This window comes from Nitrincola tibetensis, from assembly GCF_003284585.1.
GTDB lineage: Bacteria > Pseudomonadota > Gammaproteobacteria > Pseudomonadales > Balneatricaceae > Nitrincola > Nitrincola tibetensis.
In genome coordinates this window covers 92,780-114,549 of record NZ_QKRX01000012.1, presented here as the reverse complement: position 1 = coordinate 114,549, position 21,770 = coordinate 92,780, and the positions used below count along the sequence as shown (strand labels likewise).

The following is a 21,770-nucleotide window of genomic DNA, read 5'->3' as shown; positions in this document are numbered from 1 at the left end:
GAAGGTGTTAAAAAGATTCTTCGTTGCGTCGAGTGAGTACTTCGTAACCATCCGCCGTTACAAGAATCGTGTGTTCCCATTGAGCAGAAAGGCGTTTATCTGCTGTTTCCACTGTCCAGCCATCGCGTTTGGATAATTTTACGTGACGCTTGCCAGCATTGATCATAGGTTCAATGGTAAAAATCATGCCTTCTTGTAACACTTCTCCGGTGTTCGGGCGTCCGTAATGAAGCACTTGTGGGTCTTCATGGAATTCTCTTCCAATGCCGTGGCCACAGTACTCTCTGACCACCGAGTAGTGCGCTTTTTCAGCATGTTCTTGAATAACATGGCCAATGTCGCCAAGGCGAGCGCCCGGCTTGACAAGCTCGATCCCTTTATACAGGCACTCTTGAGTCACTTCGCACAAGCGTTGAGCATGAGGTGCGACGTCGCCTACATAAAACATTTTGCTGGTGTCGCCATGATAGCCATCCTTAATCACGGTAATGTCTATGTTGACGATATCACCATTTTTAAGTTTCTTGTCATTTGGGATGCCATGGCAAACCACTTGATTGACTGAAGTGCAAATTGATTTAGGAAAACCATGATAATTAAGAGGTGCAGGGACCGCTTGTTGCGTATTGACAATATAATCATGGCAAATTTGATTGAGCTCATCAGTGGTGACACCCACTTTGACATAAGGCTCGATCATTTCTAGAACCTCGGCCGCTAGGCGCCCCGCTATTCTCATTTTCCCTATTTCTTCAGGCGTTTTAATGGTAATGCTCATGGTGCTACAGATGCTCCGAATCTCACAGACATAAAGTTGCTAATACTCTATTGTAGCTAAATTCAGGAGTGAGTGATAACTCTTCATTAGGACGATGGCCTTAGTGATGGGGTTGCATGATTTTTTGAATTGAAATTTAGTGCAGGCACTTTAAAAAAAAGCCATCTTGTGCTATAAAATGCCCTCCCAAAAATCGTGCGTAAAGCACATTTAACACACACACTTATCGGCACATACTTTCTGGGTGCTGCGCTTGCAGTGGAAAGATGGGATAGGTGGAGGTTAAACCCACTTTTACAGGAATAGATACAATGGCAAAAGTTTCAATGCGTGACTTGCTAAAAGCAGGTGTTCACTTCGGTCACCAGACTCGTTACTGGAATCCAAAGATGAACAAGTTTATCTTTGGCGCGCGTAATAAAATTCATATCATCAACTTAGAGCATACTCTGCCTGCGCTTAACGGTGCGTTAGATGTTGTGCATAACATGGCATCCAACAAAAACAAAATTATGTTTGTTGGAACCAAGCGTGCAGCGAGCAAGGTTATTAAGGAAGAAGCGCAACGCGCGGGCATGCCTTATGTTAACCACCGCTGGTTGGGTGGTATGTTGACCAACTATAAAACAATCCGTCAGTCGATCCGTCGTCTGCGCGAATTGGAAGCGATGTCACAAGACGGTACTTTCGATAAGTTGACCAAGAAAGAAGCATTAGTGCGTACTCGCGAAATGCAAAAGCTTGAATTGTCAATCGGTGGTATCAAGGATATGGGCGGTTTGCCTGACGCGCTGTTCGTTATCGATGTTGATCATGAGCGTATTGCTATCAACGAAGCTAACAAACTGGGTATTCCTGTTATCGGTATCGTTGATACGAATAGCAATCCAGATGGCGTTGATTACGTCATCCCTGGTAATGACGATGCGCTGCGCGCTATCCAGATCTACGCACAGTCTGTTGCAGATGCGTGCATTGAAGGTCTTGGTCAAAACGCAGGTGCGGTTAGCGAATTCGTAGAAGTCGAAGAGCAGGCTGCTGAGTAATCAGTTTGTCACACTCGCAGGATTAACTTGATTGATTCGCAAAGAGGGGAGCGCGGCTCCCCTTTTTTCGATTCAGATAAACGTAAAAATTTGAGAGGAAATCGACATGGCTAACATCTCTGCAAGCCTGGTTAAAGAGCTTCGTGAGCGTACTGGTTTGGGCATGATGGAGTGCAAAAAAGCACTCGTTGAAGCGGAAGGCGACATCGAAAAAGCGATTGACGATCTTCGTAAATCATCAGGAATGAAAGCAGCGAAGAAAGCAGGTCGTACTGCGGCTGACGGCGTTGTCGCAGTTAAGGTTGCCGATGACAATAGCTACGCTGTTGTGTTGGAAGTGAATTCTGAAACTGACTTCGTTGCTCGTGATGACAACTTCCTTGGCTTCGTTGAAAGCGTGTTAGCGAAGGCGTTTGCTGATAAGCAAACCGATATCGAAGCATTGATGGCAGGTGATCTTGAATCAGCTCGTGAAGCATTGGTTCAGAAAATCGGTGAGAATATCAGCGTTCGTCGTGCCTTTTTAGTTGAAGGCGCCGTTGTTGACGCGTACGTTCATAGCAATAACCGTCTGGCTACTGTTGTTTCATTAACGGCTGGTGATGCAGAAATTGCGCGCGATGTAGCAATGCACGTCACGGCTGTAAACCCACGTGTTGTTCGTCCTGAAGATATGCCTCAGGAAGAACTGGATCGTGAAAAAGATATTATTATGGCTCAGCCGGATATGGAAGGTAAGCCACAAGAAATCAAAGAAAAAATGGCTGTTGGTCGTATCAAGAAATACCTTGCTGAAAACAGCTTGGTTGAGCAGGCATTTGTTAAAAACCCAGAGCAGACTGTTGGTCAATTGGTAAAAGCAGCTGGTGCTGATGTTGTTGCGTTTGTACGCATCGGTGTCGGTGAAGGTATCGAAGTTGAGAAAAAAGACTTCGCTGCTGAAGTTGCAGAGCAGCTAAAAGGCTGATCGTGTTCAGTAGTCCTCGCTCGCAGGGCTGCTTCTGTCGCGCTGAAAAAATCAGCGCGACGTCTTCGTTTTTCTTGTACACTACCTCATCTTATTAGAGCGGAGAAACTACTCATGCCCAGCGCAGACAAACAATCAAGATATAAACGTATTTTGCTGAAACTGAGTGGTGAAGCATTATTGGGCGAAGAGAATTTTGGTATAGACCCAAAAGTGTTGAACCGCATGGCGCTAGAGATAGGTCAGTTGATTGGTATAGGTGTTCAGGTTGGTATAGTGATTGGAGGGGGAAACCTTTTCCGTGGAGCGGCACTGAATGCAGCTGGTTTGGATCGTGTGACAGGTGATCACATGGGAATGTTGGCGACGGTTATGAATGCTCTGGCGATGCGTGATGCGCTTGAACGTTGTAATATTGCTACCCGAGTGATGTCAGCTATCCCAATGAGCGGTGTGGTTGATCATTATGATCGTCGTAATGCGATGCGTTATCTGCGCCAAAATGATGTGGTTATTTTTGCTGCAGGTACCGGAAATCCGTTCTTTACGACGGATTCAGCTGCGTGTTTACGCGGAATTGAAATTGAAGCGGATGTTGTTCTTAAGGCGACAAAGGTTGACGGTGTCTACACCGCAGACCCGATGAAAGATCCAACCGCCACTCGCTATTCGCACCTGAGTTTTAATGAGGTGTTAGAAAAACAATTAGGTGTAATGGACATGACGGCGATCTGTCTCACTCGCGATCACAACATGCCTGTACGTGTGTTTAATATGAATAAACACGGTGCTTTGGTGAATGTGGTTATGGGTGGAGATGAAGGTACGTTGATTGATGCTGGTCCTGAAGCAGGAGGTTCAAATGATTAATGAAATTATCCGCGATGCCGAAGTTCGTATGAAAAAGAGCACGGAGTCGCTTGTAGACAATTTTAAAAAGATTCGCACAGGTCGTGCGCATCCAAGCATATTGGATAGCATTCAAGTGCCCTATTATGGCTCGCCAGTTCCTATTCAGCAGGTTGCAAACGTAATGGTTGAAGATGCGCGTATGCTCACCATTATTCCTTGGGAAAAGAAAATGGTGCCAGAAATCGAAAAGGCCATCATGAAGTCGGATTTGGGTATTAATCCGAATACGTCGGGTGATGTTATTCGAGTTCCAATGCCTGCATTAACTGAAGAAACCCGTAAAGGATATACGCGTCAAGCGCGTGCAGAAGCAGAGAACGCTAAGGTTGCTATCCGTAATATCCGTCGAGATGCAAACTCAAGCTTTAAGGACTCTCTCAAGAATAAAGAAATAAGCGAAGATGATGATCGACGCGGTCAAGATCAAATTCAAAAACTAACCGATAAATATGTGGCTGAAGTGGACGCATTACTGGCTCATAAAGAGTCAGAGTTAATGGAAATATAACAACTATTTATGGACGCGAGGTGTTAAGCCTCGCTGACGTCTACTATGTCTAATCAAATGACTCTTACATCGATTCCGAATGCGAGTGTACCTCGTCATATCGCTATTATTATGGATGGCAATAATCGTTGGGCAAAGCAGCATCGCTTGCCTGGATTGGCTGGTCATAAGGCGGGTGTAGCAAGTGTGCGTAGTGTAATAGAAGGATGTTTAGAGGAAGGTGTAAGTGTTCTAACCTTGTTTGCATTTAGTAGTGAAAACTGGAAACGTCCTGAGCCTGAGGTCAGTGGGTTGATGGAATTGTTTTTTATCTCTTTAAATCGAGAAGTTAAAAAACTGAACAAACATGGTATACGTTTGAATATCATTGGCGATCGTTCTCGATTCTCAATGAAGTTACAAGAAAAGATGAAAGCGGCTGAAGCGTTGACTGAAAATAATACGAAGTTGATTCTAAATGTCGCTGCCAATTATGGTGGTCGCTGGGACATAACAAATGCTGCAAAATGTATTGCAGAGCGTTGTCTTGAAGGTCAGATGACTCCATCTGAAATTAACGAAACCACTTTCCATGATTTTACTTCACTAGCCAATTTCCCAGATCCCGATCTTTGTATACGAACGGGTGGGGAAAAACGAATCAGTAATTTTTTGATCTGGCAAATGGCCTATGCTGAGCTTTATTTCAGTGATTCATACTGGCCAGATTTTGATAAACACCACTTATCAAGTGCAATTAAGGACTATAGCCAGCGTCAGCGTCGATTCGGTAAAACCGGTGAGCAGATAGAGGCTAATCACATTGCTTAAACAACGACTCATTACAGGCCTTATTTTAGGCGTAGGGATTTTGGCCACTGTCTGGTGGGCGCCGCTATGGCTGTTTTCTTTGATAGTGGGGGCGGCAACCGTATACGGTGCTTGGGAGTGGTCAAACTTTTGTCGCTTTAAGTCGGTTGGGCGTGTTGCTTATGTCGCCATGTTGGCAATCTTAATCGTATTGTTATTCGTAGGAATGGATGATGCGCTGGCTGCCATTATTACAATTTCTGCAGTTGCTTTTTGGTTAGGGGCTTTGGTGTTAGTGTTGCGCTACCCCTCTGAAATCAAATGGCGAGCACGTGGGCATAAGCTCATTATTGGGATGTTTGTCCTAATACCGGCTTGGTTGGCTTTGGTGCGCTTGAAAGAGATGCCCAATGGAGAAATGTTGATACTGCTATTGCTTCTCTTGGTTTGGGGGGCCGACACCGGTGCTTATTTCGCAGGTCGGGCGTTAGGGAAACATAAGTTGATGCCCAATGTAAGCCCAGGGAAAACCATTGAAGGGTTTGTTGGTGGTTTGGCTGTTTGTATGTTTATTGCGCTCTCATTCTCAATATGGAACGAACTAACTGGAGCTGCGTTGGTCTATTTGGTGCTCTTGTCAATTGTGACCGCCATGGCCTCGGTTTTAGGGGATTTGTTCGAAAGTATGTTTAAGCGAGAGCGAGGGATTAAAGATAGTGGTACATTGCTTCCTGGGCATGGAGGGGTTTTAGATCGAATTGACAGTTTGACGGCCGCCGCTCCTGTATTTTTATTCGGGTTACAAATGGCACCCCCTTTTTAAATGTAAATAATTTGAGAGACGGTTAATGGGCGTATTGCAGACACTTTTAGCAACCTTAGTCACGTTGGGAATACTGGTGACTATTCACGAGTGGGGCCACTATTGGGTCGCTCGGCGTTGTGGTGTTAAGGTGCTGCGTTTCTCTGTTGGTTTTGGTAAACCCTTGTTTAGCTGGAAAGGTCGCGATGATACCGTCTATGCGGTTGCTATGATCCCGTTGGGTGGATATGTCAGCATGCTGGATGAGCGTGAAGGGAATGTTCCATCTGAGTTGAAAAATCAAGCATTTAATAACAAACCTGTTATGCAGCGCATCGCGATTGTTGCGGCTGGCCCCATTGTGAATTTATTGTTTGCTGTGTTGGCTTACTGGTTTTTATTTGTAGTTGGGACTCAAGCCATTGTTCCTAAAGTGGGCGATGTGCGCCCTGGTTCACCGGCTGCAATGGCTGGCATAAATTCGGGTGAAGAAATTCTGAGTATCGATGGGCATAAGGTTGTTTCCTGGGATCAGGTTAACCTTCGGTTGGCAGCTAGGATAGGCGAAACTGGGCGAGTGGTTGTGACGGCGGTTGAGCCCGGTCGCAGCGAGCGAGTATACCAAGTTGAGTTAAACAACTGGCGTGTAGATCTTGAGCGTGAGTCACCGGTTACTGCAATGGGTTTTATGCCTTGGCGTCCTGATGTTGCGCCTGTTTTGGGGCAGTTGTTAGACGATGGTCAGGCTGCGTTATCGGGTTTGAAAACAGGGGATCGCATTGTTGCGGTTAATGATGAATTGATTGAAAGTTGGCAAGTGCTTGTTGAGAAGGTGCAAGCAAGCGCTGGTGAACGCCTAGATGTGTTGGTTGAGCGTAACGGCGAACGTCTGCACTTTGAGGTTGTGCCAGCTGCCCGTCAAAGCGAGCAAGGAGTTGTAACGGGATACATAGGTGCGGGTGTGGCAGCAACCACCTGGCCAGATGATATGATTCGAGAGGTTCGTTACAATCCAATTGTTGCATTTAAAATGGGCGTTGAAAAAACAGGTCAGATGATAATGCTGACCTTAGACTCCATTCGAAAGATGATTGTCGGTGTTATTTCTGTAAAAAACTTGAGTGGACCGATTACCATTGCTAAAGTGGCGGGGGATTCGGCAGCATCAGGTTTGGAAACCTTTATTAGCTTCCTTGCTTACCTTAGTATCAGTCTCGGAATCTTGAATTTACTTCCAATACCGATGCTAGATGGCGGTCATCTGATGTATTATATGGTTGAACTGATTAGAGGTAAGCCCGTTAGTGAGCAAGTGCAGATGTTTGGTCTGAAGATAGGGATGTTCCTACTTTTCAGTCTTATGGCGCTCGCAATCATTAATGACATTGCTCGTCTTTAACGCATAGAGACTACTTTAACTGAAACTATCAAAAAGAATTTTTGGCATGAAACGCACGCTCACATTGTTTTTAGTTTCGCTCCTTTGGGTTGCACCTGCTCACTCAGACAATGTCTTTGTGGTCAATGATATTCGAGTCGAAGGATTGCAACAGGTCGACGCAGGCAACGTCTTCCGTAATTTTCCTATCTCTACAGGAGATCAAGTAGACGGTCCCGCCCTTGCTGCCGCGACTCGTCAGCTTTTTCGTTCAGGATTTTTTGAAGATGTGCAGTTAGTGCGTGAAAATGACGTGCTTGTACTTGTTTTGCGTGAGCGGCCTGCCGTTGCGATTATCCGTATCGAGGGCAATAAGGCTATCAAGGAAGAGCAGTTGCGCGAAGGTTTGAAGCAGTCAGGCCTTCAAGAGGGCGATATCTTCCGCCGTGCAACACTCGATCAAATCGAACTTGATTTAATGCGCGTTTACACCACGCAAGGTCGTTATGGTGCCGATATTACCACTGAAGTAGAAAACCTTCCGGGCAATCGTGTGGCATTGAATATTAATATCACCGAAGGCCGTGTCGCTAGCATTAGCCATATTAATATAGTCGGTAATACCGTCTTTACTGATAAAGAGCTGACCGATCTATTTACACTTCAATTACCGAACTTTTGGTCGTTTTACACTAAGTCTGATCAGTATTCACGTGAAAAACTCTCGGGTGACCTAGAGCGTCTTCGCTCCTACTACTTAGATCGTGGTTATATTAACTTCTCGATTGATTCGACTCAGGTCTCTTTATCACCGGATAAGCAAGACGTATTCATCACGGTTGATATCAGCGAAGGTGAGCAATTTAAAGTTGCCGATGTTGTGTTTGTTGGGAATCTTGTTGTATCAGAAGATGTGCTTCAATCCAAGTTAAGCATGACAGAAGACGATGTATTCTCGCGCAGAGAAATGACCGACTCGCAAGAGCGTCTCGTACGCTTGCTCGGCGATCAAGGCTACATGTTTGCTAATGTGAGCCCTATCCCCGAAGTTAATGACGATAATACAGTGTCGATTCGCTACTTTATCGAACCTGGTAAACAAACTTATGTACGTCGTATCGGTATACGGGGTAACACACGTACCGCTGATGAAGTGATTCGTCGTGAAGTCGAACAGATGGAAGCCGGTGTGGTATCAAGTGCTGCTATCGAACGTTCGCAAACCCGAATCGAGCGTACTGGGTATTTCCGTTCAGTAAATGTTGAAACGCGTCCAGTTGCAGGCACCGATGACCAGATTGATTTAGAGTTTATCGTTGAAGAGCAGCAGTCAGGACAGTTAAGTGCCAGCGTCGGCTTTTCGCAAAGTGAAGGGATCATCTTACAACTGGGTGTTTCGCAAGAAAACTTCTTGGGTTCAGGTAAAAGTGTTGCGTTTAATGTCTCTAACAGCTCAACATTAACTGAATATAGCTTTAACTACTTAGATCCGTTCTTCACGGTAGATGGTGTGAGCCGCGGGTTTAACGTATTTTATAGAGAAGAAAACTTTGACGAAGATGATCGCGGTGATTACAACACGGATTCGTTCGGTGGTGGTATTACCTTTGGTTATCCTATAGATGACTTTCAGCGCTTGAGCTTCTCAGGCGATGTAGAGTTCCTTCGTCTTAAAAATAACTTAGCGCTTCAGGGTACAGAGGTGTTTGATGTTATTAATCGCTTCACTCAGGACAATGGCGATGAGTACCTCAACTGGAAGTTGACAGCAGGCTGGAGCGACAATCGTCTGAATCGAGGCTTTTTCCCAACGAAAGGTCGTTCGCAAGGAGCTAGTTTGGAGGTTTCCATTCCGGGTAGCGATCTCGATTATTATCGTGCCCAGTACAACAACCGTTTTTACTGGCCAATCAATAGTGATGAAACCTGGATTGCCTCGTTGAGAAGCCGTGTTGGTTATGCCGATTCCTATGGTGATAAAGACTACCCCTTCTTCAAAAACTACTTTGCAGGTGGTTTGACCTCTGTGCGTGGTTTTGAAGCGAATAGCTTAGGCCCTCGTTATAGCCGTGGAAATGTGAGCAGTGCTCAGCGTTCAATGGGCGGTAATGTATTAGTATCGGGTAGTGCTGAATTGATTTTTCCAATGCCCTTCTTAAAAGATAAGACTGCATGGCGTCCCTTGGTGTTTATGGATGCGGGTAACGTATTTACAACCAAATGTTTGAAGGGGGCGACTCAAAATACATGCAAAGAGGGCGTTGATTTTGGAGATTTGCGTTATTCAGCAGGCGTTGGCTTAAGCTGGCTTACTCCTGTAGGTCCCTTATCAATCTCGCTGAGTAAGGCATTAAATAGTAAATCTGGTGACGAAACGGAAGTGTTCCAGTTCGCGCTAGGTCAGTCATTCTGATTTAAGGGGAAGCAATGAAAATTAAAGGTACTTTACTACTGTTGATGCTTGTGTTCAGCAGTCAGGTGTTTGCGGATAGATTTCGTGTCTTGGGAGTGCAAGAAGCATTATTGAGCTCTAAAGCAGCTGAAGATTTTAGGGCGTCTATGGAGCGAGAGTTTGCTGCCGAAGAGCGTGCTTTGATTGAGCTAGAGCGCCAAGCTGTCGCAGTTCGAGATCGTATTCAGCAAAATCAAGGCCTTATTCCTGATCAGGAAATGGAACAGCTTCATTTGCAATTCCAAAAAGCATTCACCGAGTATCAAACACGTGGTGAAGCGATGGCAGAAAAGCAAATTGAGCGTGAGCAAGAGTTCCTGTCATCTATGCGTCCTAAGCTGGATCAGGCAATTCGCTCGTTGATAGAAAATGAAAATATTGATGTTGTGTTTGCAAAGCAAGCAACTGTTTATGCCAGCGGTACCATCGATATCACACCTCGTGTGATCGAAATCTTAAACAGACAGTAAGCGACAACTGATGACATCAGAGGTCGGCTTTTCTCTGCAGACTCTTGCCTCTATTGTTGAAGGGAAGATTCAGGGTGATCCAGCGATGATAATCAATGGATTGAACACCCTGAATCTTGCTGGCAGAGGTGAGCTTTCTTTCTTTTCGAATCCTAGGTATATCCATCAGCTTAGCGAGAGTGAGGCTGCTGCAGTTTTGGTATCAAGCGATTATGCCCACCTAGTCAAGAATACGGCGCTGATTGTAGCGGATCCTTACCTAGCCTTTGCAAAACTGACACATCACTATGATTGGCGTCGGCCAGCTCAGCCTGGTGTTTCATCTCAGGCTATTGTGGATCCAACAGCCGTTATTCACGAATCAGCGCAAGTTTGTGCAAATGTTGTGATAGAAGCGGGTGTTAGTATTGCCGCCAACGTCTACATAGGTCCGGGCTGTGTGATAGGTTCTTATTCAACAGTAGGGGAAACTTGTCGCTTAGAGGCGAATGTCACTCTGTACCCTAATGTTCATTTGGGGCAGCGAGTGTTAATTCACAGCGGAAGTGTTTTGGGTGCCGATGGATTTGGCTTTGCACGAGAACAAAGGCAATGGATAAAAATCTGCCAGCTCGGTGGTGTTAGAGTCGGTGATGACGTTGAAATAGGTGCAAGTGTTACGATTGACCGAGGTGCCTTGGCTGACACAGTCATAGAAAAAGGTGTCAAGCTCGATAATCAAATTCAGATTGCTCACAACGTTAGAATAGGTGAGCACACCGCAATTGCAGGCGGAACGGCCGTTGCTGGCAGTACTCGTATAGGGAAATATTGCACGATTGCCGGAATGTCAGGTATTACAGGACATCTAGAAATAGCGGATAATACGCATATCACGGCCATGACGTTGGTCAGTAAATCAATCAATAAAGCAGGAGCTTACTCATCTGGAACGGGTCAGGAGCCTCATCAGCAATGGAAGCGAAACGTAGTGCGTTTCCGGCAGTTAGATGAGCTGGCTAAACGGGTACGTAAGCTTGAACAGACACTAGCAGAAGACAACGAATAAGGTTTAATATCAAATGATGGATGTAAAAGAAATCCGTAAATATCTACCGCACCGCTACCCATTTTTGTTGGTGGATCGTGTGCTTGAGCTAGTGCCTGGTGAGTCTATTGTTGCAATTAAAAATGTAACCGTGAATGAGCCCTTCTTCAATGGACATTTTCCTGAGCATCCCGTTATGCCAGGCGTGCTCTTGGTTGAAGCCATGGCGCAAGCGGCGGGTATTTTGGGTTTCAAAACGATGGATAAAACGCCAGAAGATGGATCCATTTACTATTTTGTTGGTGCGGATGATTTACGCTTTAAGCGCCCTGTTGTGCCTGGAGACCAGGTTAAATTAGAAGCACAGGTTTTGTCTGAGCGTCGCGGTATTTGGAAATTTGCAGTTAAAGCAACAGTTGATGGAGCTATCGTCTGCAGTGCAACGATTTTATGCGCAGATAGGAAGGTGTGAGTTTGATTCATCCGACGGCAATTATCGATCCGAGTGCAAAGTTAGCAGTCAACGTTAAAGTTGGACCTTGGTCCTACATTGGGCCTGATGTTGAAATTGGCGAAGATACGCAGATTGAGTCACATGTTGTTATCAAAGGTCCAACGCGTATTGGCAAAGGCAATCGTTTTTTTCAATTCGCCAGTATTGGGGAAGAGTGCCAAGATAAAAAATACCGTGGTGAGCCTACGCGTTTAGAGATTGGAGACTTCAATGTCTTTCGGGAAGGCTGCACGGTTCATCGTGGCACAGTTCAAGATCAAAGTTTGACCTTAATCGGCAGTCATAACTTACTCATGGCCTACGTGCACGTTGCGCATGATTGCAGGGTGGGCGACCATGTTATCCTTGCCAATAATGCAGCGCTTGCTGGGCATGTGAAAGTTCAGGATTATGCGATACTTGGCGGCTTTACGGCCGTACATCAGTTTTGCCAAATCGGTGCACATGTAATGTGTGGTGCCGGAACCGTCGTTTTAAAAGACATTCCCGCTTATGTTATGGCTAGCGGCAATTCTGCAACCCCTCATGGCATTAATACTGAGGGCCTAAAGCGCAGGGGATTCAGTAGCGAAACCCTTGCCGAAATACGCAGAGCTTATAAAGTGATCTATCGACAAGGTTTGACCTTAGATGAAGCGATTGCACGTCTTCAGTTAAGCGCTCAGGCAGAGCCTGCGTTGAATTTGTTGATTGATTCTTTAGAGCTGTCAGAGCGAGGAATCATCCGTTAGGGATGTGGTAAAACTAGTGAATTCACAAAGGGTTAAAATTGCTATCGTCGCAGGAGAAGCATCGGGAGATATTCTTGGTGCGGGTCTTTTGCAAGCACTAAAATCTCATTTTCCCTCTATGGACGTTGAGGGGATTGGGGGGGATTTGATGCTTGCGCAGGGTCTACACAGTCTCTATCCAATGGAGCGTTTGTCCGTGATGGGGCTAACGGAGGTTCTCGGGCGTTTACCTGAGCTTCTAAAACTGCGAAAGCGTTTGGCTGAGCACTGGAAGCAAAACCCGCCAGATGTGTTTATTGGAATAGATGCCCCCGATTTTACCCTAGGTCTTGAAGAGCAATTGAAAGCTGCAGGTATTGCAACCGTTCATTATGTCAGTCCTTCTGTTTGGGCATGGCGTAAAAAACGCATTTTCAAAATTAAACGCAGCACAGATCTGATGCTAACTTTACTGCCGTTTGAAGCTGCATTCTACGAAGAGCACCAGCAAAGAGTCGCGTTTGTTGGGCATCCGCTTGCTGATGACATCCCTCTGGTTCCTGATGTCCAAACTGCGAAATCTCAATTGAATATTGCATCAAGTAAGCGTGTCGTGGCCTTGTTGCCAGGGAGTCGGAAAAGTGAAGTGTCGCAGCTTGCGAGAGTGTTTTTGCAAACAGCGCAGGCGCTTCATAAGCATGACCCCGACCTTGTTTTCTTGTTGCCTGCTGCCAATCAAAAGCGATATCAAGAGCTGAAAACCCTCATAGCTGAAGAGTTTGCTGAGCTGGATGTCCAATTGCTGCTCAAGCAGTCCCAAATAGCGATGGAAGCCAGCGATGCTATCTTAATCGCTTCGGGTACGGCCACACTGGAGGCGATGCTTTACAAAAAACCGATGGTTGTTGCCTATCGCATGTCATCTTTAACCTATTGTATATTATCAAGAATGATTACGAGTCAATGGGTATCATTGCCCAACCTTTTGGCACAACAGACGTTGATTCCAGAGCTACTGCAGCAGAAGGCTACACCTGCTTTGATGACTGAGGCACTTTTGAATGCGTTAGACAATACAGGGTATCGGGAATCACTTGTTGATCGTTTTACCGAAATACATCTCCGTCTTCGTCAGGGAGCGAGCGAAAAAGCGGCAGATGCAGTCTTATCCTTGATGCACGATAAAGGTCTGATGCCTGCGGATCTTGAGGTTCACAATGTCTAGAATTGCAGGAGTTGATGAGGTAGGTCGAGGCCCTTTGGTCGGCAATGTTGTTACAGCGGCTGTAATATTGGATCCGGAGCGCCCGATTATGGGTCTGCGAGATTCTAAGAAACTCACCGAAAAAAAGCGAGAAGCGCTGTTTGACGAAATTTGTGAAAAAGCGCTGTGTTATGCAATTGCGTGTGCTACACCTGAGGAAATTGATACGTTAAACATCTTGCAGGCAACAATGTTGGCCATGACTCGGGCCGTTGAAGGGCTTTCGATGGCACCTGATCTTGTACTCATTGATGGCAATCGCTGTCCAGATTTGCCCTACGAGAGCAAAGCAATTGTGGGTGGCGATGACCAAATTCCAGAAATCAGTGCAGCATCCATTTTGGCTAAAGTGGTGCGAGATCGTGAAATGCAAGAATTGGATGGCCGTTATCCCATGTATGGGTTTGCGCAGCATAAAGGCTATCCAACTAAGGCACATCTTATGGCGCTGAGTGAGCATGGCCCCATCGCAGAGCACCGTCGGAGCTTTAAGCCAGTACGTGTCCTGCTCAAATCATAATGCTGAGCGCCTTGCTCTATTCGCTTTAACTTTGATTCACGTGTTCAATACGGGAAAATCGAAATGTCTACACCCTCTTTTGTGCACCTGCGCGTCCATACGGAATATTCGCTTTACGACGGTTTAGTACGCATCAAAAAATTGGTCGCCCAAGCACAAGCAGCTGGCATGCCCGCGGTAGCCGTTACGGATCAAACAAACCTCTACGCGCTAATTAAATTTTATAAGGCTGCTTTAGGGGCCGGAATCAAGCCCATTTGCGGTGTCGATTTTTGGGTGGTTAACCCTCAGGATGATCGAGCAGATCCCTTTCAATTCACCTTGCTGATTAAAAATCGTAAAGGCTATAAAAATTTAATGGAGTTGGTATCAAGGGCCTATTCTGAAGGACAAAATTTATTCCCCGGTAGAGCGGTTGTTCGCCGAGAGTGGATTGCGGAAAAAGCAGAAGGTCTGATAGCACTATCTGGTGCAACGAAGGGTGATGTTGGACGCGCCGTTTTGGCGGGTAATTCGGCATTGGCTGAAGAGTCGCTTCAGTATTGGATGAGCATTTTTCCGGATGCCTATTATCTAGAAGTGCAGCGTACTGGTCGTCCAGGAGATGAAGAATGGCTTCATGCCAGTGTAGCACTTGCTAATCAATATGCCTGTCCGTTGGTTGCTACCAATGAAGTCATGTTCTTGAAAGCAGATGATTTTGAAGCGCATGAAGCAAGAGTCTGTATTAACCAAGGGCGAGCACTCGATGATGCCACACGTCCCAAAGATTACTCGGATCAGCAGTACTTTAGAAGCGCGGATGAAATGGCGCGTTTATTCTCTGACCTGCCAAGCGCAATAGAAAACACCCTTGAAATCGCACGTCGTTGCAGTATCGACGTTGAGCTAGGAACCTACTATCTTCCCGAGTACCCCATTCCCGAAGGGATGACGATGGATGACTATTTTAGAAAAGTCTCTCAGGAAGGGTTGGAAGAGCGTCTTTCGTTTATCTTACGAAAGGACGATCCTGAGTATGATTCCAAGCGGCAAGTTTATTTCGAACGTTTAGATTTTGAGCTGAACATCATTATTCAGATGGGATTTCCGGGTTATTTTTTAATCGTTATGGACTTCATCCAGTGGGCAAAAGATAACGGTATTCCTGTCGGCCCTGGTCGTGGTTCGGGTGCGGGTTCACTGGTTGCCTATGCTCAAAAAATCACAGACTTGGATCCACTTGAATACGATTTGCTTTTTGAGCGCTTTTTGAACCCAGAACGTGTTTCGATGCCCGACTTTGATATCGATTTTTGCATGGATAATCGAGACCGGGTTATAGATTATGTGGCAGAAGCCTATGGACGTGAAGCCGTTTCGCAAATCATTACCTTCGGAACGATGGCGGCTAAGGCGGTTGTTAGGGATGTAGCAAGGGTGCAGGGTAAACCCTTTGGCATGGCAGATCGGCTATCAAAGCTAATTCCATTTGAAGTGGGCATGACGCTGGAAAAAGCCATTGAGCAAGAGCCTGCTCTTAAAGAGTATATTGAATCGAGTGAAGATGTTGCCGAAATCTGGGAAATGGCGCTAAAGCTTGAAGGGGTTACCCGCAACGTAGGCAAGCACGCTGGTGGTGTTGTCATCGCGCCGACCAAGCTGACCGACTTCTCTGCGACCTATTGCGATGAAGAAGGGCAGGGCCTGGTTACACAGTATGATAAAAACGACGTTGAGGAAGCGGGGCTTGTCAAGTTTGACTTTTTAGGCTTAAGAACGCTGACCATCATCGATTGGGCGCTTAAAACCATTAACACGTTAAGGCGCAAACAAGGGAAGGACGACTTACGGATTGAAGGAATCGACCTTGAAGATCAAACGGTCTTTAAGTTATTGCAACGGGCAGAAACGACCGCTGTGTTTCAGCTTGAGTCGAGTGGGATGAAAGACTTGATTCGTCGTCTTCAGCCTAGCCGGTTTGAAGATATTATCGCGTTGGTTGCTTTGTTCAGGCCCGGTCCTTTGCAATCAGGCATGGTAGACGATTTTATCAACCGTAAGCATGGTCGAGCGGCGCTTGCGTGGCCTCATCCTGATTATCAATTGGACAGTCTCCAGCCAGTACTTGAGCCTACCTACGGTATTATTCTTTACCAAGAACAAGTCATGCAGATTGCCCAGGTTATGGCGGGCTATTCGCTCGGCGAAGCTGACTTGTTGCGCCGTGCAATGGGTAAGAAAAAACCTGAGGAGATGCAAAAGCAGCGTCAGTTCTTTTTGGATGGCTCGGCTAAACAGGGGATAGATGCAGGGCTTGCCGGAAATATTTTTGACTTGGTTGAAAAGTTTGCAGGCTACGGTTTTAACAAGTCACACTCTGCAGCCTATGCTTTAGTGTCCTATCAGACGGCTTGGTTGAAAACCTACTACCCTGCGCCATTTATGGCGGCGGTTCTCTCTTCAGATATGCAAAACACTGACAAGGTTGTTGTGTTTATTGAAGAGTGTCGACAGATGAAATTGACGCTACGCTTACCGGATGTCAATACCAGCGAATTTATGTTTACGGTAAATGAAGCGGGCGACATTATTTATGGTCTAGGTGCCGTAAAAGGGGTGGGTGAAGGGCCAGTAGAGGCCATCGTTACGGCGCGTCAGCAGGGTGGCCCTTTTGCCGATATTTTTGATTTTTGTGCTCGCGTAGGTGCTAAAAAGTTAAATAAACGAGTGATGGAAGCGCTTGTGCGCTGTGGTGCATTAGATAGTTTAGGGAAAGTTGGACGTGCCGTATTATGGAATGCGATCAGTCCAGCCCTTCAAGCCGCCGATCAGGCCGCGCGTAATCAAGATGCGGGTATGTTTGATTTATTTGGAGAAGTCGAGGCGGAAACCCCGAGTGATCCGTATGCCGATTATCAAAAGGTCCGTGAGTGGACAGATAAAGAGCGCTTGCTTGGTGAAAAAGAAACCTTGGGGCTATATGTAACAGGGCACCCGATTGATGAGTATGAAAAAGAACTATCGCGTATGATTAGTAAGCGCTTGGTTGAAATTCAACCACAAAAGGGACGCTCACAAAAAATGGCAGGCTTGGTTGTTGATCTACGTTTAAAGAAAACGAAGAAAGGCGATACTCTATGCTTTGTAACACTCGATGATCGTAGTGCGCGTATGGAAGTCACGCTCTTTGGTGATGCGTATGAAGCCGCTAAAGCCTTTGTTGCCAAAGATAAAGTACTCATTATTGAAGGTGAGGTTGCTAATGATGAGTATAATGGCGGCATTAAAGTGCGTGGGCAAACGGTAATGAGCATCGTGCAAGCCCGAGCTAAGCAAGCACTAGCATTGCAAGTTTGTTGTGATGAGCGGGTGCTGCATCGTCAAACGCTTCAGTATTTGAAAACACAAATGGAGCAAAATCGATATGCTCCTGTGCGAATTCCTGTTCATCTTCGTTTCTCGCGCGATGATGCTGAAGGCGTACTCGTGCTTGGAACTGACTGGCAACTGGAGCCAAGTGATGAGCAATTGCTTGCGCTTAAAGAAATATTTGGTAATGATGCGGTCGAATTGCGTTGGCCGTAAGGGACAGTATTAGACTGGAGATCAGATGAATCTGCAGGTAAAATCCTAAAACTGTTTAAATTTTTCAACCTTAATTAATGTAGAACTGAAGCGCATGAATCCTAACTACCTCGATTTTGAACAGCCCATCGCCGAGCTGGAGGCCAAAATCAATGAGTTACGCCATGTTGGTGCCAATAATGCGGATCTCAATCTGTCAGAAGAAATTGATAATCTGCAGGAGAAGAGCCGTAAGCTGACTCGCTCAATTTTCTCTGATTTGAGCGCATGGCAAGTGTCACAGCTATCTCGTCACCCTCAGCGTCCTTATACCTTGGATTACATTGCGCTGGCGTTTGATGATTTTGATGAAGTGCATGGTGATCGGCATTTTGCTGATGATGCCGCAATCGTCAGTGGTATAGCACGTCTTGATGGTGAGCCTGTTGTTCTTATCGGCCATCAAAAAGGGCGTGATGTGAAAGAGAAAGTGAAGCGTAACTTTGGTATGCCTCGCCCAGAAGGCTACCGAAAAGCCTTGCGTGTGATGGAAATGGCCGAACGCTTTAAAATGCCACTGTTTACGTTCATTGATACGCCTGGTGCGTACCCTGGTATTGATGCTGAGGAAAGAGGGCAGTCTGAAGCCATTGCCTTTAATCTTGCGCGCATGTCACGTTTAAATACACCCATCATCTCTACCGTTATCGGTGAGGGCGGTTCGGGTGGTGCATTGGCAATAGGTGTTTGCGATGAGTTGCTGATGTTGCAGTATGGTACCTACTCAGTTATTTCACCTGAAGGCTGTGCCTCTATCCTTTGGAAAAGCGCAGAGCGCGCACCCGATGCCGCTAAAGCCATGGGGATTAACTCTGAACGCCTTCATGAGCTGGGCTTGGTTGATCAAATCATTCCTGAACCCTTAGGCGGAGCCCATCGTGATCCTGCCGAGATGGCGAAGCGGGTGAAAGAAGCACTACAGTCCAGTTTAGCTCGACTTCGCTCGTTAGATCAGGACCAACTCCTAGAGAGACGTTATGCTCGTTTAATGTCCTATGGGGCAGATAAACTCTGATTTTTGGGTTGTAGAGTATGAGCCCAGTGGTTGCTTTGCAGGCGTTAGCCAAGGCAAATCCTGATATCAGGCGCTGGGTGATTGCGTACAGTGGTGGTTTAGACTCAGAAGTTTTGCTCAGTGCTGCCACTCAAGCCTTTCCTGTTTCGACGCTCCTAGCTATTCACGTTAATCATCAACTTCAAGAAAATGCAGCGGGCTGGTCTGAGCATTGCCGCAAGCGTTGTGCTGAACTTAATGTTGCGTTTGTAAGCGTGAGTGTCTCACCGCTCTCGTCCTCAGAGCTAGATGCACGAAATGCACGTTATCAAGCATTTGCAGATCATGTGTATGAGGGCGATGTGCTGCTAATGGCTCATCATGCCGATGATCAGGCCGAAACACTGTTATATCGGCTTGTGCGTGGGGCTGGTGTGCGTGGTTTGGCTGCGATTCCATTTGAGCGGTCTTTTTGTTCGAGTAAAATAATACGTCCTTTCTTATCGATGTCGCGAAAAGCGCTTGAAGCTTGGGCGTATGAGCAGCGCTTGACTTGGGTCGATGATCCATCCAACAAGCAAGATGATTACGCACGAAATTATATTCGGCTGCGAGTGCTACCTGAGTTGCAAAAGCGTTGGCCTCAAGTGGTGGGGCGGCTTGCTAAAACGGCAAGTTACATGTCAGAAGCTGACAAAGTCTTAGTTGAAGTAGCGCAAGGTGATTTGCAAACCCTATTAGGTAAGTGTGAATCCATCGACGTTTTATCCCTGTTGCGTTTATCCATTCCTCGCCAACACAATGTATTGCGTTATTGGGTTAAGCAGCAAGGGGGGGAATTAGATGAGTCGAGTCTTCAGACCATAAGGAAGCAGTTGCTGTGTGAGCGTCCTTCATCATCGGCCTATGTTCAAATTTCCAAGACTCATCGGATTGGCTGTTATCGGCAGAATTTGTTTTATTTACCCCTTTCTTTGCCATCTATTGAGGTGTTTGAGCGTCAATTGGATTTGGTAGCAGGGACTTATGCTCTAGAAACGGGTATTCTAACCGTCGAAGGTGAAAGCTTGGATATCGGTTCTGTAAAGCTCGTCTATCGCCAAGGCGGTGAAAGGCTGCGGCCACTTGGACGAGGGGGATCGGTTAGCTTAAAGCAGTTATTACAAGAAAAGGGTATTCCACCGTGGTGGAGAGAAAATTGGCCCTTATTGATGATGGATACTACGCTAGTAGCCGTGCCAAGTGTCTGTTTTACAGATAATTGGCCAAATGAATGCAATCTTCGCTTGATATGGCATCCTTTTGGATTGTCTGAAGAGCCTTTTTTTGCTACTGTGTAATACCATCTTTACCCCTCCAAACATCATGATTTTTACAGGTTTTGCATGACGCGCTATATATTCGTCACCGGCGGTGTAGTGTCCTCTTTGGGCAAAGGTATTGCTTCAGCCTCACTGGCAGCCATTCTTGAAGCACGTGGCCTAAGGGTTACTATGTTAAAGCTCGATCCATATATTAATGTGGACCCGGGTACTATGAGCCCCTTTCAACACGGTGAGGTGTTCGTTACTGATGATGGCGCTGAAACAGACTTAGATCTGGGTCACTATGAGCGTTTTATTCGGACAACGATGACTCGCCGTAATAACTTCACAACAGGTCGTGTTTATCAACATGTTCTGAAAAAAGAGCGTCGTGGTGATTACCTCGGCGGTACTGTGCAAGTTATTCCTCACATCACAGATGAAATTAAACGACGTGTTGTTGAGGGTGCAAGCGGTGCTGAGATAGCACTGGTTGAAATCGGCGGAACGGTTGGCGACATAGAGTCACTGCCATTTCTAGAAGCGGTTCGCCAGCTTAGAATCGAAGTAGGGGCTGCAAATGCAATATTCATGCATTTGACACTCGTTCCTTATATCGCCACAGCTGGAGAAACGAAAACTAAGCCGTCTCAGCACTCTGTCAAAGAGTTGCGTTCGATTGGTATTCAGCCTGATATTTTGGTTTGTCGCTCCGAGCAGCCTTTGCCTGTGTCGGCAAGACGTAAACTGGCGATGTTCACCAACGTTGAAGAGCGTGCTGTTGTTTCCTTACCCGATGCAAAATCTATTTACACCATTCCTCAGTTGTTGGCTGAGCAGGGCGTGGACGATATTGTGATCGATCGCTTTCGTTTAGACTGTCCTCCTGCTGACTTGAGTGAGTGGGATCGTGTTTCTGACAGCTTCCTAAATCCTGATGGTGAAGTCACCATTGCGATGGTAGGTAAGTACATGGAGTTGTTGGATGCTTATAAGTCGTTGATCGAAGCTATTACGCATGCAGGTATCGCGCTGCGTCATAAAGTTAAAATACAATACATTGATTCTGAACGTGTTGAGCGTGAAGGGGTGGATATATTAAAAGGCGCCTCCGCTATTTTGGTTCCAGGCGGCTTTGGCGAGCGTGGAGTCGAAGGTAAAATCCTTGCGGCCCGCTATGCTCGAGAAAATAAAGTGCCTTATTTAGGTATTTGTCTTGGAATGCAAGTGGCTGTTATTGAGTTTGCCAGACATGTTGCAGGCCTTAAAGGCGCGAACTCAACCGAGTTCAATAAGCAGTCCGCTCATCCAGTGGTAGGATTAATAACAGAGTGGGTTGATCTTGATGGTAACGTTGAGCAGCGAACCGCTGATACTGATCTAGGTGGAACCATGCGTCTAGGTGCGCAAGTCTGCCATCTGATCCCAGGTTCTAAATCTGCAGAAGTATATGGAGCAACCGAAATTCGTGAGCGCCATCGTCATCGTTACGAAGTCAACAATCACTATGTTCCATTATTAGAAGCTGCTGGATTGACGATTGCTGGCCGTTCTGCAGATGGAGAGTTGGTTGAAGTCGTTGAGGTTCCAGACCATCCATGGTTTGTTGCGTGCCAGTTCCACCCGGAGTTTACTTCAACTCCACGTTATGGACATGGCTTGTTTACAGGGTTTATTAAAGCCGCTCTGGAATACCAGTCGCAGGATTAATTTTCAGTTAAAACAAAAA

At 46.1% G+C, this 21,770-nt stretch carries 19 protein-coding genes; 18 read left to right on the top strand and 1 reads right to left on the bottom strand.

Annotated elements, in window-relative coordinates; translation table 11 throughout:
* Positions 1-7: 7 nt before the first annotated feature.
* Positions 8-778, bottom strand: a complete 771-nt coding sequence (gene map, locus DN062_RS14785) for a type I methionyl aminopeptidase (RefSeq protein WP_112160071.1) — start codon at positions 776-778, stop codon at positions 8-10.
* A gap of 311 nt (positions 779-1,089) precedes the next feature.
* On the opposite strand from map, the gene rpsB reads away from it, so the two are divergent.
* The 18 genes from rpsB to DN062_RS14695 all read left to right on the top strand — a co-directional run bounded on the left by rpsB (position 1,090) and on the right by DN062_RS14695 (position 21,751).
* Positions 1,090-1,824, top strand: coding sequence for a 30S ribosomal protein S2 (gene rpsB / locus DN062_RS14780; protein WP_112160070.1), 735 nt, complete (start codon positions 1,090-1,092; stop codon positions 1,822-1,824).
* 106 nt (positions 1,825-1,930) lie between these two features.
* A complete protein-coding gene (gene tsf, locus DN062_RS14775; protein ID WP_112160069.1) occupies positions 1,931-2,791 on the top strand; it encodes a translation elongation factor Ts in 861 nt (286 codons plus the stop codon).
* A 114-nt stretch (positions 2,792-2,905) separates the two neighbouring features.
* On the top strand, positions 2,906-3,661 hold the full coding sequence (pyrH, locus tag DN062_RS14770) for a UMP kinase (RefSeq protein ID WP_112160068.1): 756 nt from the start codon (positions 2,906-2,908) through the stop codon (positions 3,659-3,661).
* Entirely contained in the window at positions 3,654-4,211 is a 558-nt protein-coding gene (frr, locus tag DN062_RS14765) for a ribosome recycling factor (RefSeq protein ID WP_112160067.1), read from the top strand. The genes pyrH and frr overlap by 8 nt, the downstream gene beginning before the upstream one ends.
* A 45-nt stretch (positions 4,212-4,256) precedes the next feature.
* The gene (gene uppS / locus DN062_RS14760; protein ID WP_112160066.1) at positions 4,257-5,021 is read left to right on the top strand and encodes a polyprenyl diphosphate synthase; all 765 of its coding nucleotides are present in this window, start codon (positions 4,257-4,259) and stop codon (positions 5,019-5,021) included.
* Positions 5,014-5,823 (top strand): phosphatidate cytidylyltransferase, encoded by an 810-nt coding sequence (locus DN062_RS14755; RefSeq protein WP_112160065.1) that lies wholly within the window; start codon positions 5,014-5,016, stop codon positions 5,821-5,823. Before uppS ends, DN062_RS14755 begins: the two co-directional genes overlap by 8 nt.
* Positions 5,824-5,848: 25 nt before the next feature.
* On the top strand, positions 5,849-7,201 hold the full coding sequence (gene rseP / locus DN062_RS14750; RefSeq protein WP_112160064.1) for an RIP metalloprotease RseP: 1,353 nt from the start codon (positions 5,849-5,851) through the stop codon (positions 7,199-7,201).
* Between the two features lie 46 nt (positions 7,202-7,247).
* On the top strand, positions 7,248-9,593 hold the full coding sequence (gene bamA / locus DN062_RS14745) for an outer membrane protein assembly factor BamA (RefSeq protein WP_112160063.1): 2,346 nt from the start codon (positions 7,248-7,250) through the stop codon (positions 9,591-9,593).
* 14 nt (positions 9,594-9,607) lie between these two features.
* Positions 9,608-10,102 (top strand): OmpH/Skp family outer membrane protein, encoded by a 495-nt coding sequence (locus DN062_RS14740; protein ID WP_112160062.1) that lies wholly within the window; start codon positions 9,608-9,610, stop codon positions 10,100-10,102.
* Positions 10,103-10,112: 10 nt separating this feature from the next.
* The gene (gene lpxD, locus DN062_RS14735; RefSeq protein WP_112160061.1) at positions 10,113-11,150 is read left to right on the top strand and encodes a UDP-3-O-(3-hydroxymyristoyl)glucosamine N-acyltransferase; all 1,038 of its coding nucleotides are present in this window, start codon (positions 10,113-10,115) and stop codon (positions 11,148-11,150) included.
* Between the two features lie 13 nt (positions 11,151-11,163).
* Positions 11,164-11,601, top strand: a complete 438-nt coding sequence (fabZ, locus tag DN062_RS14730) for a 3-hydroxyacyl-ACP dehydratase FabZ (protein WP_112160060.1) — start codon at positions 11,164-11,166, stop codon at positions 11,599-11,601.
* A gap of 2 nt (positions 11,602-11,603) precedes the next feature.
* Positions 11,604-12,374 carry an acyl-ACP--UDP-N-acetylglucosamine O-acyltransferase gene (gene lpxA, locus DN062_RS14725; RefSeq protein ID WP_112160097.1) on the top strand — a complete coding sequence of 257 codons (771 nt, stop codon included), beginning with the start codon at positions 11,604-11,606 and terminating at the stop codon, positions 12,372-12,374.
* 16 nt (positions 12,375-12,390) lie between these two features.
* Complete coding sequence (lpxB, locus tag DN062_RS14720; protein ID WP_239995805.1) at positions 12,391-13,578, top strand: lipid-A-disaccharide synthase; 1,188 nt, start codon at positions 12,391-12,393, stop codon at positions 13,576-13,578.
* The gene (gene rnhB / locus DN062_RS14715; protein WP_112160058.1) at positions 13,571-14,137 is read left to right on the top strand and encodes a ribonuclease HII; all 567 of its coding nucleotides are present in this window, start codon (positions 13,571-13,573) and stop codon (positions 14,135-14,137) included. Before lpxB ends, rnhB begins: the two co-directional genes overlap by 8 nt.
* Positions 14,138-14,200: 63 nt before the next feature.
* Positions 14,201-17,704 (top strand): DNA polymerase III subunit alpha, encoded by a 3,504-nt coding sequence (dnaE, locus tag DN062_RS14710; RefSeq protein WP_112160057.1) that lies wholly within the window; start codon positions 14,201-14,203, stop codon positions 17,702-17,704.
* Between the two features lie 94 nt (positions 17,705-17,798).
* On the top strand, positions 17,799-18,758 hold the full coding sequence (gene accA, locus DN062_RS14705; protein ID WP_112160056.1) for an acetyl-CoA carboxylase carboxyl transferase subunit alpha: 960 nt from the start codon (positions 17,799-17,801) through the stop codon (positions 18,756-18,758).
* Between the two features lie 17 nt (positions 18,759-18,775).
* A complete protein-coding gene (gene tilS / locus DN062_RS14700; RefSeq protein WP_112160055.1) occupies positions 18,776-20,077 on the top strand; it encodes a tRNA lysidine(34) synthetase TilS in 1,302 nt (433 codons plus the stop codon).
* A gap of 45 nt (positions 20,078-20,122) precedes the next feature.
* Positions 20,123-21,751, top strand: a complete 1,629-nt coding sequence (locus tag DN062_RS14695; protein WP_112160054.1) for a CTP synthase — start codon at positions 20,123-20,125, stop codon at positions 21,749-21,751.
* Positions 21,752-21,770 lie beyond the last annotated feature (19 nt).

Coding starts and splice junctions, on each gene's coding strand:
- map (WP_112160071.1), bottom strand. CDS start 778: ATGAGCATTACCATTAAAACGCCTGAAGAAATAGGGAAAATGAGAATA.
- rpsB (WP_112160070.1), top strand. CDS start 1,090: ATGGCAAAAGTTTCAATGCGTGACTTGCTAAAAGCAGGTGTTCACTTC.
- tsf (WP_112160069.1), top strand. CDS start 1,931: ATGGCTAACATCTCTGCAAGCCTGGTTAAAGAGCTTCGTGAGCGTACT.
- pyrH (WP_112160068.1), top strand. CDS start 2,906: ATGCCCAGCGCAGACAAACAATCAAGATATAAACGTATTTTGCTGAAA.
- frr (WP_112160067.1), top strand. CDS start 3,654: ATGATTAATGAAATTATCCGCGATGCCGAAGTTCGTATGAAAAAGAGC.
- uppS (WP_112160066.1), top strand. CDS start 4,257: ATGTCTAATCAAATGACTCTTACATCGATTCCGAATGCGAGTGTACCT.
- rseP (WP_112160064.1), top strand. CDS start 5,849: ATGGGCGTATTGCAGACACTTTTAGCAACCTTAGTCACGTTGGGAATA.
- bamA (WP_112160063.1), top strand. CDS start 7,248: ATGAAACGCACGCTCACATTGTTTTTAGTTTCGCTCCTTTGGGTTGCA.
- DN062_RS14740 (WP_112160062.1), top strand. CDS start 9,608: ATGAAAATTAAAGGTACTTTACTACTGTTGATGCTTGTGTTCAGCAGT.
- lpxD (WP_112160061.1), top strand. CDS start 10,113: ATGACATCAGAGGTCGGCTTTTCTCTGCAGACTCTTGCCTCTATTGTT.
- fabZ (WP_112160060.1), top strand. CDS start 11,164: ATGATGGATGTAAAAGAAATCCGTAAATATCTACCGCACCGCTACCCA.
- rnhB (WP_112160058.1), top strand. CDS start 13,571: ATGTCTAGAATTGCAGGAGTTGATGAGGTAGGTCGAGGCCCTTTGGTC.
- dnaE (WP_112160057.1), top strand. CDS start 14,201: ATGTCTACACCCTCTTTTGTGCACCTGCGCGTCCATACGGAATATTCG.
- accA (WP_112160056.1), top strand. CDS start 17,799: ATGAATCCTAACTACCTCGATTTTGAACAGCCCATCGCCGAGCTGGAG.
- tilS (WP_112160055.1), top strand. CDS start 18,776: ATGAGCCCAGTGGTTGCTTTGCAGGCGTTAGCCAAGGCAAATCCTGAT.
- DN062_RS14695 (WP_112160054.1), top strand. CDS start 20,123: ATGACGCGCTATATATTCGTCACCGGCGGTGTAGTGTCCTCTTTGGGC.